Origin of the sequence: Novosphingobium sp., assembly GCF_965214355.1 — a bacterium.
In the GTDB taxonomy this organism is placed as follows: Bacteria; Pseudomonadota; Alphaproteobacteria; order Sphingomonadales; family Sphingomonadaceae; genus Novosphingobium.
Genome location: NZ_CBDCBI010000001.1, coordinates 1 through 16,915, shown reverse-complemented (window position 1 = coordinate 16,915; position 16,915 = coordinate 1). Strand labels below are relative to the sequence as shown.

Sequence of the window (16,915 nt, the reverse complement as noted above, 5' to 3'; positions counted from 1 at the left end):
TGCAGCGTGCGACTCGAATACCCCTCGAACCTAGACTCATTTATAAGTGGCTGGCAACCGGATTAGCGGCCTGTGTGGCCCAAAGTGTCAAAATATTTGGACGTCAAATTTTATTGACACTTCTGCCAATGCTGCCCTAGTCTTTCTTCACACAGAGCAAGGGTGGCGGGTAGCGATGCGGTCAAAGGACCCATTTTTTGCAGATGGCAGGCAGGTCGGTTTCCGCCCGCTTTATACGCCCGCCCAACGGCTGCGCCGCGACACGACATCGTGGACTCTGGTCCAGGGTATTCTTGCCCCCGTCCAGGTTCTGATTTTCCTGATCAGCCTTACGCTCGTCTTGCGTTACCTCGCCACCGGCCACGGCGCGTTTGCCGCGAGCGTGTCAATCGTAATCAAGACATGCACGCTTTACGCAATCATGCTGACCGGCTCGATCTGGGAAAAGGTCGTGTTCGGCAAGTGGCTGTTCGCAGCGCCGTTCTTCTGGGAAGACGTGGTCTCGATGCTCGTGCTGGCGTTGCATACCGCATATCTGGTGGCATTTTTCGGCGGGTTGGGCACAGACCATGGCCGGATGCTGATCGCGCTTGCGGCCTATGCCAGCTATGCGGTCAATGCGACGCAATTCGTTCTGAAGCTGCGCACGGCGCGGCTGCAAGGCAGCGTCCAGCCACACCTGGCGATGGCCGCATGACCGTCGTGTCGGCGTCCGGACTGGCAAGCGAGCTGGCGGGCTGCACGACATCCCCGGTGCTGCGCGAGCGTGGCCAGCGCGAAGTGTTTTGCGGACTGACCGGCATAATCTGGCTGCATCGTAAAGTGCAGGATGCGTTTTTTCTCGTGGTCGGATCGCGCACGTGCGCGCATCTGCTGCAGTCTGCGGCAGGCGTGATGGTGTTTGCCGAGCCACGTTTTGGCACAGCGATCATCGAGGAACGCGATCTTGCCGGCATGGCCGATTGCAACGACGAACTCGATCGTGTGGTCGATCGGTTGCTGGCCCGCCGCCCCGATATAAAGCTGCTGTTTCTTGTCGGATCATGCCCGTCCGAAGTCATCAAGCTCGATCTGTCGCGCGCCGCCGCGCGGCTGTCGGTCAAGCATGCCGGAATGACGAAGGTCCTGAACTATTCGGGCTCGGGCATCGAAACCACCTTTACCGAAGGCGAGGATGCCTGCCTGGCCGCGCTGGTGCCGGATCTGGCCGCCGACACGTCGGATACGCCAAGCCTGATGATCGTCGGCACATTGCCCGATGTCGTCGAAGATCAGTTTCTGCGGCTGTTTGCCCAATTGGGCATCACGACCGTTCACGCATTGCCGGCGCGCAATGCCGGCGCCATGCCGCCGGTGGGGCCCAACACCCGCTTTCTGATGGCGCAGCCGTTTCTGGGTGAAACGGCCCGCGCGCTGCAGGATCGCGGCGCGCAGCGGATCGATGCGCTGTTCCCGTTCGGCGCCGAAGGCACGACCAGCTGGCTGCATGCCGCCGCCAGCGTGTTCGGCATCGACGAAATGCATTTTCGCCGCACGGTCGCACCGGGCCGTGAACGCGCCAAACGCGCGATCGACCACGCGCGCGCCCGTCTGGAGGGCAAACGGATCACGTTCCTGCCGGATTCGCAGCTGGAAGTGCCGCTGGCACGGTTTCTGGCGACCGAGCTGGGCATGATCCCGGTCGAAGTGGGAACGCCCTATCTGCATCGTCGTCATCTGGCGCAGGAACTGGCGTTGTTGCCGCCTGGCACGGTGATCAGCGAAGGGCAGGACGTCGATCGGCAGCTGGACCGCGTGCGCGCCGCCCGGCCCGACCTGACAGTGTGTGGCCTGGGTCTCGCCAACCCGCTGGAAGCCGAAGGGCTGACGACCAAATGGGCGATCGAACTGGTGTTCTCGCCCATCCATGGTTTCGACCAGGCCGGCGACCTTGCCGAACTGTTTGCCCGTCCGCTGCGGCGGCGCGACGTTTTGAAAGTCTAGGGCGATGCAGCTGACCGTCTGGACTTACGAAGGACCACCGCATGTCGGCGCAATGCGGATCGCAACCGCGATGGAAGGCGTGCACTACGTCCTTCACGCGCCCCAGGGCGATACTTATGCCGACCTGCTATTCACGATGATCGAGCGTCGCGCAAAGCGCCCGCCGGTCACATACACGACATTTCAGGCGCGTGATCTGGGCAAGGATACCGCCGACCTGTTTCAGCGGGCGGCGCGGGATGCTTACGCGCGGTTCAAACCACAGGCCATGCTGGTCGGCGCATCGTGCACGGCCGAATTGATCCAGGACGACCCGGCGGGCCTGGCCGAAGCGATGCGGTTGCCTTGCCCGGTCATCGCGCTCGAGCTGCCAAGCTATCAGCGCAAGGAAAACTGGGGCGCGGCAGAAACGTTTTACCAACTGGTGCGCCAGCTCGCCGATAAAGACGTGACGCGCGCTCCGCGCGAAACGCGCCGGCCCACGGCCAATCTGCTTGGGCCAACGGCGCTGGGCTTTCGCCATCGCGACGATCTTATCGAAGTCACCCGGATGCTGGCGACAATCGGTGTCGACGTGAATGTCACCGCGCCGCTGGGTGCGACACCGGCCGACCTGGCGCGGCTGGGCCAGGCCGATTTCAATATCTGCCTGTATCCTGAAATCGCCGACACGGCGTGCCGCTGGCTGGACAAGACATTTGGCCAGAAAACCGTGCGGACTGTCCCGATCGGCCATGCCGCGACGCGCGCCTTCATCACCGAAGTGTCGATGCTGGGCGGGCTGGACCCATCTGCCGCACTCGGCCGCTTCGAAAGCCTGGGCAATCTGCCCTGGTGGAGCCGCTCGGTCGATTCGACGTATCTGACCGGCAAGCGGGTGTTCATTTTCGGCGATGCGACGCACGCGGTCGCAGCGGCGCGGGTGGCCCGTGATGAGCTCGGTTTCGAAGTGGTGGGCCTGGGCTGCTACAATCGTGAATTTGCCCGCGATGTTCGTGAGGCGGCCGCGCTGTACGGCGTCGAGCCGCTGATCACCGACGATTATCTCGACGTCGAAGCGGCGATCCAGGAGGCGCAGCCCGAGCTGGTGTTGGGCACGCAGATGGAACGGCACATCGCCAAGCGCCTGCGTATCCCTTGCGCCGTGATTTCCGCCCCGGTCCATGTGCAGGATTTTCCCGCGCGCTACAGCCCGCAGATGGGTTTCGAGGGCGCCAATGTGCTGTTCGACACGTGGGTCCATCCGCTCGTGATGGGGCTGGAGGAGCATCTGCTGACGATGTTCCGCGATGATTTCGAATTCAGCGATGGCGCAGGCGCTTCGCATCTTGGTCATGGCGCGGCGCCTGCGGCCCCTTCGGCCCCTGCAGACTCGCCCGCCGAACCTGTGACCGAGAACATCTTTGCGGCTGTGTCCGGCTGGTCCAGCGACGCTGAAAAAGAACTTCTGAAAATCCCGTTCTTCGTGCGTGGGAAAGCACGGCGGAACACCGAGCGCTATGCCACCGAGCAGGGCATCGCCGCCATTACGCTCGAAACGCTCTACGATGCGAAGGCGCATTATGCCCGCTAGTTCAGCCATCACCGCCATGTCGGTTCCGGTCCGTGTCGTGATCATCACGCTCGACAATCATCTTTCGGGCGCGGTCCTGCGCGCGCAGGAACAGTTCGCGGCCCGGAATTCGGGCGTGACGATCGGGTTTCATGCCGCGGCCGATTGGGACGAAGAGCCGGGATCGCTTGATCTTGCGCGCGCCGACATTGCGCGCGGCGACATCATCTTGATGACGATGCTGTTCCTTGAAGATCACATCCGCGCCGTGCTGCCGCAACTGGTGGCGCGCCAGAACGATTGCGATGCGATGATCGGGCTGATGTCGGCGGGCGATGTCGTCAAACTGACCCGGATGGGCGATTATCGCATGGACAAGCCCGCCACCGGGCTGTTGTCGATGATCAAGAAAATGCGCGGCACCACCAAGTCGGGCGCGAGTTCGGGCGCACGGCAGATGGCCATGTTGCGCCGCCTGCCAAAGCTGCTGAAATTCTTTCCCGGCACGGCGCAGGATGTGCGCACCTATTTCCTGACGATGCAATACTGGCTGGCGGCGTCGGATGACAATGTCGTCGACATGATCCGCTCGCTGGTTGATCGCTATGCCGACGGCGAACGCCGCGCCCTGCGCGGCACGATGAAAGCGGTGCCACCGCGCGATTATCCCGAAGTCGGGGTCTATCATCCGGCGCTGGCGCAGCGCATGGCCGCCACCGCGACCGAATTGCCGCGCCGTCGCGGCGCCAAGGGCACAGTCGGCCTGTTGATGCTGCGCTCGTATGTGTTGGCAAAGGACACCGGCCATTATGACGGCGTGATTGCCGCCCTGGAAGCGCGCGGGCTGAACGTGATTCCGGCGTTTGCCGGCGGGCTCGACGGGCGGCCGGCGATCGAGGCGCTGTTCATGAAGGGCGGGGTCGCCATCGTCGATGCGGTTGTCAATCTGACCGGTTTCAGCCTGGTCGGTGGCCCAGCGTACAACGATACTGCTGCGGCCGAGGCGATGCTGGCAACGCTCGATCGGCCCTATATCGCCGCGCATCCGGTGGAATTCCAGACTTTGCAGGCCTGGGGGACAAATCGCCAGGGCTTGCTGCCGCTGGAATCGACGATGATGGTCGCCATTCCCGAACTCGACGGTGGCACCGTGCCGATGGTGTTCGGCGGGCGTTCGGACGGGTCTGACACGCCATGCACCGGCTGCCAGCGCGGCTGTACCTTCCCCGCGTCGAGCCAGGTCCGCGCCATGCAGGCGTGCAGCGAACGCGCCGAGATGTTGAGCGCCCGGGTGCTGCGGATCATCGAACTGCGCCAGGCCGCAAATGCCGAAAAACGCATCGCCGTGGTGCTGTTCAATTTTCCGCCCAATGCCGGCGCGGCCGGTACGGCCCAGTTTCTCAGTGTTTTCGCCTCGCTGCACGCAACGCTGCTGCGGCTTGATCGCGAAGGGTATACGGTCGATGTGCCGGCATCGATCGATGCCTTGCGTGACCGCGTCCTGGGCGGGAACGCCGCTCGCCACGGCACCGAGGCCAATGTCCACGCCCGGGTCAGCGCCGATACGATCGTGCAGCGCGAGACCTGGCTTTCCGAAATCGAGGACGCCTGGGGGCCGGCACCGGGAAAACTGCAATCCGACGGCAACGCGGTGCAGATTCTGGGCGCGCAATTCGGCAATGTCTTTGTCGGGATTCAGCCTGCGCTTGGCTACGAAGGCGATCCGATGCGGCTGCTGTTTGCCGGCCGCTACACGCCGACGCACGCGTTCGCCGCGTTCTACCGCTGGCTGAAAGAGGATTTCTGCGCCCATGCCGTGCTGCATTTCGGCACGCATGGCAGCCTGGAATTCATGCCGGGCAAACAGGCCGGACTTAGCGCCAAATGCTGGCCCGACCGGTTGATCGGCGATCTGCCCAATATCTATCTGTATGCGGCAAACAATCCGTCGGAAGGCGTGCTCGCCAAACGCCGCTCGGGCGCCACGCTGATCAGCTATCTGACGCCGGCTTTGACCAATGCGGGCGTCTACAAGGGTCTGGCCGATCTCAAATCGTCGGTCGAACGCTGGCGCCATGCTGAACCCGGCAGCGACGAATGGACCGATCTTGGCGAATTGATCGGCGATCAGGCCACCGCGATCGATCTCGACGGCAGCGACATTGCCGCTCTTGCCGCCAAATTGTACGAAATCGAACGCGAACTCATCCCGCAGGGGCTGCACGTCGCAGGCGCCGCAGCGACTCGCGAAGAACGCATCGACATGATCGCCGCGTCTGCCAGCGCGCGCGGTGAATTGCTGTCGCTCGACACGATCGAGGGCCTGGTTGCAGGCACGCTTCGGCTCGATACGCCGTTGCTGCGGGACATGGACGCGCTCAACACCGCGCTGTCCTCGAATGGCGAAATCGACGGCATCGTTCATGCCCTGAATGCGCGCTATATCCGTCCGGTCACCGGCGGCGATCTGCTGCGCTCACCGGAGATCCTGCCGACCGGTCGCAACATCCACGGGTTTGATCCGTTCCGCCTGCCTTCGGCTTATGCGGTTCGCGATGGTGCGGCGCAGGCGCAGCGCCTGGTCGAACGCAGCCTTGCCGATGCCGGCCATATTCCCGAAACGGTCGCGATGGTGCTGTGGGGCACCGACAATCTGAAAAGCGAAGGCGCGCAGATCGCCCAGGCTTTGGCGCTGATGGGCGCGCGGCCACGGTTCGACAGCTATAACCGGCTCGCCGGGGCAGAGCTGATCGGCCTTGAAGAACTGGGCCGCCCGCGCATCGACGTCATCGTCACGCTGTCCGGCGTGTTTCGCGATCTGCTGCCGCTGCAGACGCGGATGCTGGCCGAAGCGGCATTGCTGGCCACGCAGGCCGACGAGCCGTCTGCATTGAATTTCATCCGGCGTCATAGCCTGGCGCATCAGGCCGAGCATGGTTGCGACATCGAAACGGCGGCTTTGCGCGTGTTTTCAAACGCCGAAGGATCCTACGGCGCCAATGTCAATCTGATGATCGATAACGGCGGCTGGACCGATCCCGACGAACTGGCCGACAGTTTCGAACGGCAAAAGGGCTATGCTTACGGGACCAAAGGGGTTCCTGTCCGCCAGGCGGCGATTTTGAGCTCTGCGCTCAGGACGGTCGATTGCGCGTACCAGAATCTCGAAAGCGTCGAACTCGGCATCACCACGATCGACCAGTATGTCGATGCCCTGGGCGGGATAAGCCGCGCCGTCACGCGCGCCAAAGGCACCGCGGCGCCCGTCTATATCGGCGACCAGACGCAAGGATCGGGCAAAGTGCGCTCGTTGCAGGAACAGGTCGCCCTGGAAACCCGTACACGCATTCTCAATCCGGTCTGGACCGAAGGTTTGCTGCGCCACGGATACGAAGGCGTCCGCCAGATCGAGGGCAGTGTCACCACGACGATGGGCTGGTCTGCGACCACCGGCGAAGTCGATCCCTGGGTCTATCAGCGGATCGGCGAAACCTACGTGCTCGATGCGGCCATGCGCGAACGGATCGCGGCGCTCAATCCGCGGGCGGCGGCGCGTGTCGCGCACCGGCTGATCGAGGCGAGCGAACGCAATTACTGGCAACCCGATGCGGCAACTCTGGCCGCACTCCATGCTGCAAGCGATGAACTCGAGGATCGTCTCGAGGGTGTCGTTGCGGTGGCAGCGTAAGGAACTGATATGGCTTTGCTCGAACTTCCCGCCCGCACGCGCGACAGGATCGGTCTTGACGGGGATGGCAGCGTGCAAGTCGCGCTCGATCCCAACGACCGGATCGGATCGGCAAAAGTGTTTGCCGTTTACGGCAAAGGCGGGATCGGCAAATCGACCACCTCGTCGAACCTGAGCGCCGCATTTTCGCTGCTCGGCAAGCGCGTGCTGCAGATCGGTTGCGATCCCAAGCATGACAGCACATTCACCCTGACCAAGAAGCTGATGCCCACGGTCATCGATGTGCTGGAAACGGTCGAGTTTCACAGCGAGGAATTGCGGCCCGAGGACTACATGTTCGAAGGTTACAACGGTGTGATGTGTGTTGAGGCCGGCGGGCCACCGGCAGGCACCGGTTGCGGTGGCTATGTCGTGGGGCAGACGGTCAAGTTGCTCAAACAGCACCATCTGCTCGAAGAAACCGATGTGGTCATCTTCGACGTGCTGGGCGATGTGGTGTGCGGCGGGTTTGCCGCGCCGCTGCAGCATGCCGAGCGCGCCGTGGTGGTCGCAGCCAACGATTTCGACAGCATTTTTGCGATGAACCGCATCGTCGCGGCGATCAAGGCAAAGTCGAAGAATTACGATGTCCGCATGGCGGGGGTTATCGCCAACCGGTCGGCCGCGACCGACGAGATCGACCGGTTCAATGCCGCGACCGGGTTGAAACGCCTCGCGCATTTCCCCGATCTCGATGCGATCCGGCGTTCGCGGCTGAAAAAATGCACGCTGTTCGAAATGGATTCGACACCCGAAGTCGATGCCGCCTGCCTGGAATACAAGCGGCTGGCCGCGCAGATGTGGGCGGGTTGCGATCCGCTCGACGCGCAGCCGATGAAAGATCGGGATATCTTTGAATTCCTGGGATTCGAATGAGATGACCACCGCGACCTACGACCGGTTCCGCGCGAACCTCGAAACCTATTTCGACCGTACCGCGGCCAGGGCGTGGGAACAGTTGACGTCCGATGCGCCGGTCAGCGGGGTTCGCGCGACCGTGCGCGCCGGCCGGACCCGGATGCGCAACACGCTGCTGTCATGGCTGCCATCGGACATGACCGGCCTGCGCCTGCTCGACGCGGGCTGCGGCACGGGTGCGCTGGCAGTGGCAGCGGCCGAACGCGGCGCGGATGTGGTTGCGATCGATGTCGCAGGAAGCCTGGTAGGAATAGCTGCCGAACGCGCCCCGCGCGGGCTGTCGATCGACTGGCGCGTGGGCGACATGCTCGACCCGGCCCTGGGCCAGTTCGACCATATTGTGGCGATGGATTCGCTGATCCATTACAAGCCGTCCGACATCATTGCTGTGCTGCACCAGTTGGCCGGCAAGACGCGCGGCACGATCGGCTTTACGTTTGCACCGCAAACGCCGCTGTTGATGGCGATGCTGGGGGCAGGGCGGCTGTTCCCGCGCGGCGACCGTTCGCCCGCAATCCTGCCTGTGCGCGATGTGGCACTGCGCAAAATGATCGGCGATGCCCTGCCGCACGCACGGATCGGCCGCGATGAGCGCATTTCGGCCAGCTTCTACACCAGTCACGCCATGGAGGTGCTGACGCAATGACTTATCTCGGTGCCTTGCGCGCGTCATTGGCTCCGGACCGCGTGCGCGGGGCAGCGGGCCGTCTGGAAAGCCTGAAGACCGGCTCTTTCTGGAACCGTCTCGGTACGCGGTTTCTGCCGTTTGCCGATGCCGCGACGGATGACCTGCCGCTGGGGCGCCTGTTGCGGTTGTCGCTGTTCCAGATCTCGGTGGGCATGGCCGCAGTGCTGCTGACCGGAACGTTGAACCGGGTGATGATCGTCGAATTGGGCATGTCGGCCAGCCTGGTCGCAGCGATGGTGTCGCTGCCGCTGGTGTTTGCGCCCTTGCGCGCGCTGATCGGTTTCAAATCGGATCATCATGCCTCGTTGCTCGGCTGGAAGCGGGTGCCCTATATCTGGTTTGGCACACTGATGCAGTTCGGCGGCCTGGCGATCCTGCCGTTCGCGCTGCTGATCATGTCGGGCGGCGGTACCGGGCCTGCGCTTGTCGGACATCTGGGTGCGGCGGCCGGCTTCCTGCTGGTTGGCGCGGGCATGCATACGACCCAGACCGCCGGGCTGGCACTGGCAACCGATCTTGCGCCCGATCATGCCCGGCCGCGGGTCGTCGCTCTGCTTTATGTCATGCTGCTGATCGGTACGATGGTCAGTGCGATCGTGATCGGGCAATTGCTCGCGAATTTCAGCCCGACCAGGCTGGTTCAACTGGTGCAGGGTGCGGCGGTGCTGACGATGGTGCTCAACCTGACGGCGCTGTGGAAGCAGGAAGCGCGCAATCGCCTCCCCGCCGGCAAACGCGAGGTTCCGCCGGCATTCCGCCAGGTCTGGGCCATTTTCATCGCGCGGCCCAAGACGATGCGTCTGCTGGTCGCGGTCGGGCTTGGCGCCGCTGCGTTCAGCATGCAGGATGTGCTGCTCGAACCGTATGGCGGCCAGATCCTGGGGCTCAGCGTCGGTGCGACCACGTGGCTGACTGCGCTGTGGGCTTTCGGCATGCTCGGCGGGTTTGCGCTCGCTGCGCGCCATCTGGGCGAGGGCCACGATCCGCACCGCCTGGCCGGCTTTGGCGGGTTCATCGGCATCTTCGCATTCCTGTTCGTGATTTTCGCCGGGCCGCTTCATGGCGTCTTGCTGCTAAAGATCGGCGCGACGCTGATCGGATTTGGCGGCGGGCTGTTCTCGGTCGGCACACTGACCGCGGTCATGGCGATTTCCGATGATGATGCGCTGCTGGGCCGTACCGGGCTGGCACTGGGTGCCTGGGGCGCAGTGCAGGCGACGTGCGCCGGCCTTGCCATCGCACTCGGCGCATTTGCCCGCGACCTGATTTCCGCCGCGGCGGTGGCCCACGATCTCGGGCCTTCGCTCGATGGGCCCATCACCGGTTACGCCTGTGTCTATTGTATCGAGATTGCGCTGTTGCTGTGCACGCTCGTCGCGCTTGGGCCGCTCGTCCGCAGCAGTGATGGCGGGACCGCCAATGTTGCTGGCCGCTTCGGCCTCAGCGAATTTCCGATCTGAAAGGGACTGACATGCACCCCGATCTCACGCCGCATCTCGATGTCGCACTGCTTGTGTTCAACGCATTCGTGCTCTTTTTTGTCTGCCTCGTGTTCTATCTTCGCCGTGAGGACAGGCGCGAGGGGTATCCGCTGGAGGATGAGGCAACCGGCCGCATCGACACCTTTGGCGGCCCGCTGCACACGGCGGAAACCAAGTCATTCCTGCTGCCGTTCGGCCATGGCATTGTCACCGCCCCCACCAAAGGGCGCGAACCTGTCGACATCGCGGCGCGCCGCACCGAGCGCTTTGCGGGTGCGCCTTATGTGCCGACCGGCGATCCGCTGGTCGATGGCATCGGGCCGGCGGCCTGGGCCAACCGCGCCAAGCGTCCCGACATCGATATGGAAGGGCACCCGCGTATCGTGCCGTTGAGCGGGGCCGCCGGGTATGGCGTTGCACCGCGCGATTCGGACCTGCACGGCTGGCCGATCCTCGGTGCGGATGGCGCGATCGCCGGGACGGTCTGCGATTTGTGGATCGACAAAGCCGACCGGCTGATCCGCTATATCCAGTTTACCGCCACGGACGATCGCGCGCTGGTTGGCCCGGCCCTGGTCCCGATGATGATGGCAACAGTCGATCGCCGGCGTCGCCGGGTCGTGATCGATGCGCTCAACGCGGCGCAATTTGGCGGTGTGCCCCGCCTCGAGGCAACCGACCAGATCACGCTGTATGAAGAAGAGCGCGTCATGGCCTGGTTTGGCGGTGGGTACCTTTATGCCAATGCCGACCGGCAGGAGCCATTGCTGTGACCGAATACGACAACGAACCGATCCCCGGCCTTCCGGGAATACTGCCCCCGGGTGAGACGATCGTGTGGCAGGGATCGCCGGATTGGCGCTCGCTTGCGCGCACCGCGTTCCACACGCGGCTGGTCGCGGTCTATTTTGCCGGGCTCTCGCTCATGGCGGCCTTGTTCGCGGTCAGGCATGGCGCCTATGCCGGCCTGGAACTGACAGTCTCGTTGGGGCTCGTCGGGCTTGGCCTGCTCCATGTGCTTGCCTGGGGTTCGGCGCGCACGACGATCTACACGCTGACCAACCGCCGCATCGTGTTTCGCATCGGCATGGCCGTACCCAAATGCATCAATTTGCCGTTGGGAATGATCGCGTCAGTCGATTTTGCCGGTCGCGCCAATGGCACCGGTGATCTGCCGCTGACGCTCATCGGCGCGCCAAAGTTGGGCTACGTCGCGCTGTGGCCCCACGCCCGGCCGTTGAAAATCGCCCGGCCGGCCCCGATGATGCGTTCGGTGCCACAGGCGGCGACGGTTGCGGCGCTGGTTGCGCGGACGTGCCTTGCTGCCAATCCGAACGGCCGTATCGCGCCGATCGAGCACGCGCAGGCGCAAACGCCACGTACCGCCGCCCCCGCATTTGAAGAGGCACACCCGGCATGAGCAGCACCCACAGCCATTCCGACATGCTGCCGCGCGGCACTCTGGTGATCGCCGGCGCGCTGGTTGCATTTGCCTTTACGTCAACGGCGATCGTGCGCGTTGCCGGCATTCCCGCTGCTGCCTCGCCTGCGGCAATGCGGATCGAGGCAAAGATTGCGCCCGTCGCATCGCGCGACTTGCGGTTCCTGGACCGCGCGGATGGTGCCGTGGTGATCGAGGATGTGCATTCGGGTCAGCCGGCATCGGTGATCCCCGCCGGTCAGAAAACCGGCTTCATCCGCGGAGTGATGCGTGGCCTGGCCAGAGAACGCCGTTCGCGCGGGATCGGTTTTCAGCCGCCGTTCAATCTGACGCTGTGGCGCGACGGCGAGCTGTCGCTGACCGACAGCGCGACCGGCCGCCAGATTGAATTGACCGCATTCGGATCGACCAATCGCGCAGCCTTTGCCGCGCTCTTGCCTGCACCAACTGCGTCTTCCCAGGCTGTGCCGGGACGTGCGCCATTGACGGTACCGGTAACATGATCGCGCTTCGCCGCACATCGTTCGATACGACTTGCCGGGTGGAAGTCGAACACAGCGACGAATTCCTGTGCGCCCATGTCGTGCTGGCGAATGATGTCGCGGTGGGGCCCGGTGATTGTGTGCGGGTTCACGGGGCACCGATCAGCGTGGGTTTCGGCGAGCGCCGCGTAGTGGAGCGCGCAGTTACAGTCGAGCGCGCGAGCACCGTCACGCGGTTGTGGACCAAATTCGTCGGTCATTTCGAAATGGCCGAATTGTACGAAGTCAGCTTTTCGGATCGGACCACCCTATGAATGCGATGACCCCGATCAAGCTGGCAGCGTCCAGCCCTGTGCAAAGCGGCGAGACGCTGGCGGTCGCGCGCGAAAACACGATGCTGTCGCCCAAATTCTACACCACCGATTTTGCGGCGATGGACCGGATCGATGTGTCGGGCATGCGCCGCGAATGGGATGCGCTCATCGCCGAAATGGCAAGCGATCCCAATCGCCTGCATTTCAAGCGGACCGAGGCATTCGACGGCGTGATCGAAAGTCTGCCCGATGGCCTGCGCGAGGAATTCACCGATTTCCTGATCAGTTCGCTGACTGCCGAATTCTCTGGATGCATCCTGTATGCCGAGATCGCCAAGCGGGTCAAAAATCCCGACATCAAGCAATTGTTCAAGCTGATGAGCCGCGATGAAAGCCGCCATGCCGGTTTCATCAACGACACGCTGAAAGATGCCGGGATCGGTATCGACCTGGGCTTTCTGACGCGGACAAAGAAATACACGTATTTCCGCCCGAAATTCATTTTCTATGCGACGTATCTCAGCGAAAAGATTGGGTATGCGCGGTACATCACGATCTTTCGCCATCTTGCCAAGCATCCCGAGCTGCGTTTTCATCCGATTTTCAACTGGTTCGAATTGTGGTGCAATGACGAATTCCGCCACGGCGATGCCTTTGCGATCCTGATGCGCACCGATCCCACATTGCTGACCGGGATCAACAGATTGTGGATCCGGTTCTTTCTGGTTGCCGTCTATGCGACGATGTACGTGCGCGATCACAACCGTCCGGCGTTCCACCAGGCGCTCGGGATCGATCCGACCGATTACGACAACCGCGTCTTTACGATCTGTTCGCAGATTACCCGTCAGGTCTTTCCGGTGGTGCTCGACACCGACAATCCCGCCTTTGCGCGCGGGCTTGAAACCATGCGCCGGATTGCCGCAGGGATCGACGCTGCGAAAAAACGCGGCGGTGTGATCGGTGCGATCCAGCGCGCGGGTCTGACTGGCCGGGCAGCGATCACGTTTGTGCGGCTGTACCTGATGCCGGTCAAACCCAACGAAGCGCCGGCGCAGGTCTGCATGGTTCCCGCCTGGTGACTTTGCCCCCGCTGCTCTTTGCGCTGTTGATATGGTTCATCGGCACGGCCGCGGTCGTTTGGCTCGACAGTCGCCCGGCCGCCACGTTTCGCACCAGCCTTACGCTTGCTGGCCTTGTGGCGATCGGCGCTACCGGCCTGGTGTGGTGGTCTGCCGGTGACGACAGCCTGAAAGGCGCCTATCTCGGTTTCGGCGCGGCCATCACGATCTGGGCCTGGCACGAAATGAGCTTTCTGATGGGGGAAGTCTCCGGCCCGAACCGGGCGGAATGTCCCGCCGGCGCAGTCGGCTGGGCGCGCTTCAAGGCGGCGACCGCAACGGTCATCCACCATGAGCTCGCCATTGCGGCGACGACGATCGTGCTGTTTGCAATCACCTGGCATTTGCCCAACCAGACTGCACCGCTGACATTCCTGCTGATGTTCGTGCTGCGGTTATCGGCGAAATTCAATCTGTATCTGGGCGTGCCCAACCTGAGCGATGAGGTGTTTCCGGAACACCTCGCCTATCTGAAAAGCTATTTCCGCAAACGGGCGATGAACCCGCTGTTTCCGGTTTCGGTGCTGTGCGGCAGCGGCTTTGCGGTGTGGGTGTGGCTCGTCGCGCAGGCGGCACCGATCGGCAGCGGAAAGGCAGCCTGTGCTGGCCTGCTTGCAGGGCTTGCCGCGCTGGGTGTGGTCGAGCATCTGTTTTTGGTGATCCCGGTGCGCGATGCGGAGCTTTTTCGCTGGGCTCAAAACACCAAAGTGAATACAAAAGTAACAAAATCAGAGACCATGATATGAGTGGGGAGACGGCGATGGATTACGACGCAGCATTCGCAGAGCAGCTGGATGGCCTGCGCGGCGCGGGCAATTACCGGGTCTTTGCCGAGCTCGAGCGTCGCGCCGGCAGTTTCCCCCGTGCCAGCCGCTGGACCGAAGACGGCCAGGTTTCCGATGTGACCGTATGGTGCTCGAACGATTATCTCGGCATGGGCCAGCATCCCAAAGTGCTGGACGCGATGCACGAGGCGCTCGACCGCTGCGGCGCGGGGGCGGGGGGCACGCGCAACATTTCGGGCACCAATCACCAGCATGTCGTGCTCGAGTCCGAACTGGCCGATCTTCATGGCAAGGAAGCTGCGCTGATCTTTACGTCGGGTTATGTGTCGAACTGGGCATCACTTTCCACACTGGCCGCCCGCCTGCCCGATTGTGTCGTTTTTTCGGACGCGTTGAATCACGCCTCGATGATCGAAGGCATTCGCCACAGCCGCGCCGAATGCCAGCGCTGGCGGCACAATGATTGCGCGCATCTCGATGAATTGTTGAGCGCTGTTGCCCCCGGCCGGGCCAAGCTGGTCGCCTTCGAAAGCGTGTATTCGATGGATGGCGACATTGCTCCGATCGCCGACATTCTCGATGTCTGCGAAAAGCACGGTGCGTTCACGTATATCGACGAAGTCCATGCGGTCGGCCTGTATGGCCCACGCGGCGGCGGGATTGCCGAGCGCGAAGGCCTGATGCACCGGATCGACGTAATCGAGGGTACGCTGGGCAAAGCGTTCGGCGTGATGGGCGGCTATATCGCCGCATCGAAAAACGTCTGCGATTTCGTGCGCAGCTTTGCCAGCGGGTTCATCTTTTCAACCGCCTTGCCCCCGGCGATCGCGGCGGGTGCGACGGCATCGATCCGGCATCTCAAAGAAAGCCAGATCGAACGCGTGCGCCACCAGAACCGGGTGAAAATCGTGCGCGACCGGCTGAATGCCCTGGGCATTCCGCATTTGCCCAATCCCAGCCATATCATCCCGATCATGGTGGGTGATGCGCACCATGCCAAAATGATCAGCGACTGGCTGATGGACAATCATGGCATCTACGTTCAGCCGATCAATTACCCGACCGTGCCCAAAGGCACTGAACGGCTGCGCATCACGCCGTCGCCAGTACACACCGATGCCGATATCGACCGGTTGGTCGAAGCGATCAGCGAAATCTGGTCGCAATGCCGCCTCGCGCGACAGGAACTCGCGGCATAGCCCGAAACGGCACGATCAAAACACCGCGTGTTCGCCGCGCTGAACGCTGCGTTCGCCGGCGATCACCTGCGCGTAAAAATCGAAAAGCGTTTCCGATCCGGTCGATGGCGTGGCCAGGGCATCGTAGCGGCCGGTGACAGGATCGAGCACAAGCATGGATTCGGTCGCATAATAGCGGCCGATGCGTGCCAGTTCTGCCTTGGCGGCGAGGGAAGGACTGATCCGGCCAAGCGTTGCAAGCACCACGATGATCGTATCGAGCAGGGCAATCGGCACGCGCGTAAAACGCGGTTTGCGGCCGAGCAGGGCAAACAGCCGGTCGGCCTGCGCGCGCGGCGTAACAGCCTCGCCCGGTCCACCGATCGGCAGGATCCGGTTGCGACGGCTCGGTTCGTCGAGGCATTGGGTCAGAAACCATGCAAGGTCGTCGTCGCTGATCGGCTTGCACGCAGTGGCTGTGCCATCCCCGAACATCAGGAACGACTTGCCCTGTCTGATGCGGTCGATCTGCCCGGACAGCGATTTGAAAAATGCTGTCGCGCGCACGATCGAATAGTCCATGCCCGACTCGATAAGCACCTTTTCGAAAGCGAGTTTGGCTTGCTGAAACGCCAGGGTGGGTTTCTGGACGCAGATCGCGGAAAGCAGCACCATATGTTTTACGCCGGCAGCCCTCGCGGCATCGAGCACCACGATATGTGCGGCATGGTCGATTGCCCATGCATCGCCAGGTGCGCCTGTTCGCGACGTCAGACACGAAACCAGGGCATCGAACGGCTCTGCGCGAAACCCGTCGCGCGCGACTGACCCGGCATCGGTCACCTGGCCGAACCGGATCGTAGCGCCTGCCAGCTCGGCCAGGGCGGCACTGCCGGGCCGCACGAAACACACGACGTCGTGGCCCGCCTGTACCAGCGCCCGAACGGTCGCGCGCCCGATCGTGCCGGTCGCGCCAATGACAAAAACGCGCCGGGGTTGAAGTGACCGGCCTTGCGTCACATGCCCCGCACGCGCGCCAGCAACCGCTCGACATGCGCGATCGGCGTGTCCGGCAAAATTCCGTGGCCCAGATTGAACACATGGGGCCGATCGCCAAATGCGCGCAGCACGCGATCGATCCCGGCATCGAGTTGCGCACCACCCGCAATCAACGCAAGCGGGTCGAGATTGCCCTGGACCGGCAGATGGCGCGGCAGCGCCGCGTTGGCCCAGGCCGGATCGACC

At 63.1% G+C, this 16,915-nt stretch carries 16 protein-coding genes; 14 read left to right on the top strand and 2 right to left on the bottom strand.

The genetic code is table 11. From position 1 onward, the window contains the following. Positions 1-175 precede the first annotated feature (175 nt). The 14 genes from bchF to hemA are packed head-to-tail and all read left to right on the top strand — an operon-like array spanning position 176 to position 15,691. Complete coding sequence (bchF, locus tag ACOOE2_RS00080) at positions 176-697, top strand: 2-vinyl bacteriochlorophyllide hydratase (RefSeq protein ID WP_420380985.1); 522 nt, start codon at positions 176-178, stop codon at positions 695-697. Continuing rightward, a complete protein-coding gene (locus ACOOE2_RS00075; protein WP_420380984.1) occupies positions 694-1,983 on the top strand; it encodes a ferredoxin:protochlorophyllide reductase (ATP-dependent) subunit N in 1,290 nt (429 codons plus the stop codon). Before bchF ends, ACOOE2_RS00075 begins: the two co-directional genes overlap by 4 nt. Before the next feature lie 4 nt (positions 1,984-1,987). Next, on the top strand, positions 1,988-3,556 hold the full coding sequence (gene bchB / locus ACOOE2_RS00070; RefSeq protein WP_420380983.1) for a ferredoxin:protochlorophyllide reductase (ATP-dependent) subunit B: 1,569 nt from the start codon (positions 1,988-1,990) through the stop codon (positions 3,554-3,556). Next, positions 3,546-7,223, top strand: a complete 3,678-nt coding sequence (locus tag ACOOE2_RS00065; protein ID WP_420380982.1) for a magnesium chelatase subunit H — start codon at positions 3,546-3,548, stop codon at positions 7,221-7,223. Before bchB ends, ACOOE2_RS00065 begins: the two co-directional genes overlap by 11 nt. 9 nt (positions 7,224-7,232) lie before the next feature. Next, complete coding sequence (bchL, locus tag ACOOE2_RS00060; RefSeq protein WP_420380981.1) at positions 7,233-8,138, top strand: ferredoxin:protochlorophyllide reductase (ATP-dependent) iron-sulfur ATP-binding protein; 906 nt, start codon at positions 7,233-7,235, stop codon at positions 8,136-8,138. A 1-nt stretch (position 8,139) separates the two neighbouring features. Continuing rightward, on the top strand, positions 8,140-8,826 hold the full coding sequence (gene bchM, locus ACOOE2_RS00055) for a magnesium protoporphyrin IX methyltransferase (protein ID WP_420380980.1): 687 nt from the start codon (positions 8,140-8,142) through the stop codon (positions 8,824-8,826). Continuing rightward, positions 8,823-10,328 (top strand): BCD family MFS transporter, encoded by a 1,506-nt coding sequence (locus ACOOE2_RS00050; protein ID WP_420380979.1) that lies wholly within the window; start codon positions 8,823-8,825, stop codon positions 10,326-10,328. The genes bchM and ACOOE2_RS00050 overlap by 4 nt, the downstream gene beginning before the upstream one ends. 11 nt (positions 10,329-10,339) lie before the next feature. After that, the gene (gene puhA / locus ACOOE2_RS00045; protein ID WP_420380978.1) at positions 10,340-11,122 is read left to right on the top strand and encodes a photosynthetic reaction center subunit H; all 783 of its coding nucleotides are present in this window, start codon (positions 10,340-10,342) and stop codon (positions 11,120-11,122) included. Then, positions 11,119-11,769 carry a photosynthetic complex putative assembly protein PuhB gene (gene puhB / locus ACOOE2_RS00040; RefSeq protein WP_420380977.1) on the top strand — a complete coding sequence of 217 codons (651 nt, stop codon included), beginning with the start codon at positions 11,119-11,121 and terminating at the stop codon, positions 11,767-11,769. The genes puhA and puhB overlap by 4 nt, the downstream gene beginning before the upstream one ends. Then, positions 11,766-12,293, top strand: a complete 528-nt coding sequence (puhC, locus tag ACOOE2_RS00035) for a photosynthetic complex assembly protein PuhC (protein ID WP_420380976.1) — start codon at positions 11,766-11,768, stop codon at positions 12,291-12,293. The genes puhB and puhC overlap by 4 nt, the downstream gene beginning before the upstream one ends. Beyond that, positions 12,290-12,586 (top strand): hypothetical protein, encoded by a 297-nt coding sequence (locus ACOOE2_RS00030; RefSeq protein WP_420380975.1) that lies wholly within the window; start codon positions 12,290-12,292, stop codon positions 12,584-12,586. Before puhC ends, ACOOE2_RS00030 begins: the two co-directional genes overlap by 4 nt. Then, positions 12,583-13,668: a magnesium-protoporphyrin IX monomethyl ester (oxidative) cyclase gene (gene acsF, locus ACOOE2_RS00025; RefSeq protein WP_420380974.1), complete on the top strand. Its 1,086-nt coding sequence runs from the start codon at positions 12,583-12,585 to the stop codon at positions 13,666-13,668. Before ACOOE2_RS00030 ends, acsF begins: the two co-directional genes overlap by 4 nt. Continuing rightward, positions 13,665-14,453 (top strand): putative photosynthetic complex assembly protein PuhE, encoded by a 789-nt coding sequence (gene puhE / locus ACOOE2_RS00020; RefSeq protein WP_420380973.1) that lies wholly within the window; start codon positions 13,665-13,667, stop codon positions 14,451-14,453. Before acsF ends, puhE begins: the two co-directional genes overlap by 4 nt. Positions 14,454-14,467: 14 nt before the next feature. Further along, complete coding sequence (gene hemA / locus ACOOE2_RS00015; protein ID WP_420381074.1) at positions 14,468-15,691, top strand: 5-aminolevulinate synthase; 1,224 nt, start codon at positions 14,468-14,470, stop codon at positions 15,689-15,691. Positions 15,692-15,706: 15 nt separating this feature from the next. On the opposite strand, the gene ACOOE2_RS00010 is transcribed toward hemA, so the two are convergent. Together ACOOE2_RS00010 and ACOOE2_RS00005 are read right to left on the bottom strand one after the other, a co-directional pair. Continuing rightward, the gene (locus ACOOE2_RS00010; protein WP_420380972.1) at positions 15,707-16,690 is read right to left on the bottom strand and encodes an NAD(P)H-binding protein; all 984 of its coding nucleotides are present in this window, start codon (positions 16,688-16,690) and stop codon (positions 15,707-15,709) included. Beyond that, positions 16,687-16,915 (bottom strand): uroporphyrinogen decarboxylase family protein (locus tag ACOOE2_RS00005; RefSeq protein ID WP_420380971.1); only part of this gene is annotated, 229 nt, incomplete at its 5' end. The genes ACOOE2_RS00005 and ACOOE2_RS00010, both read right to left, overlap by 4 nt.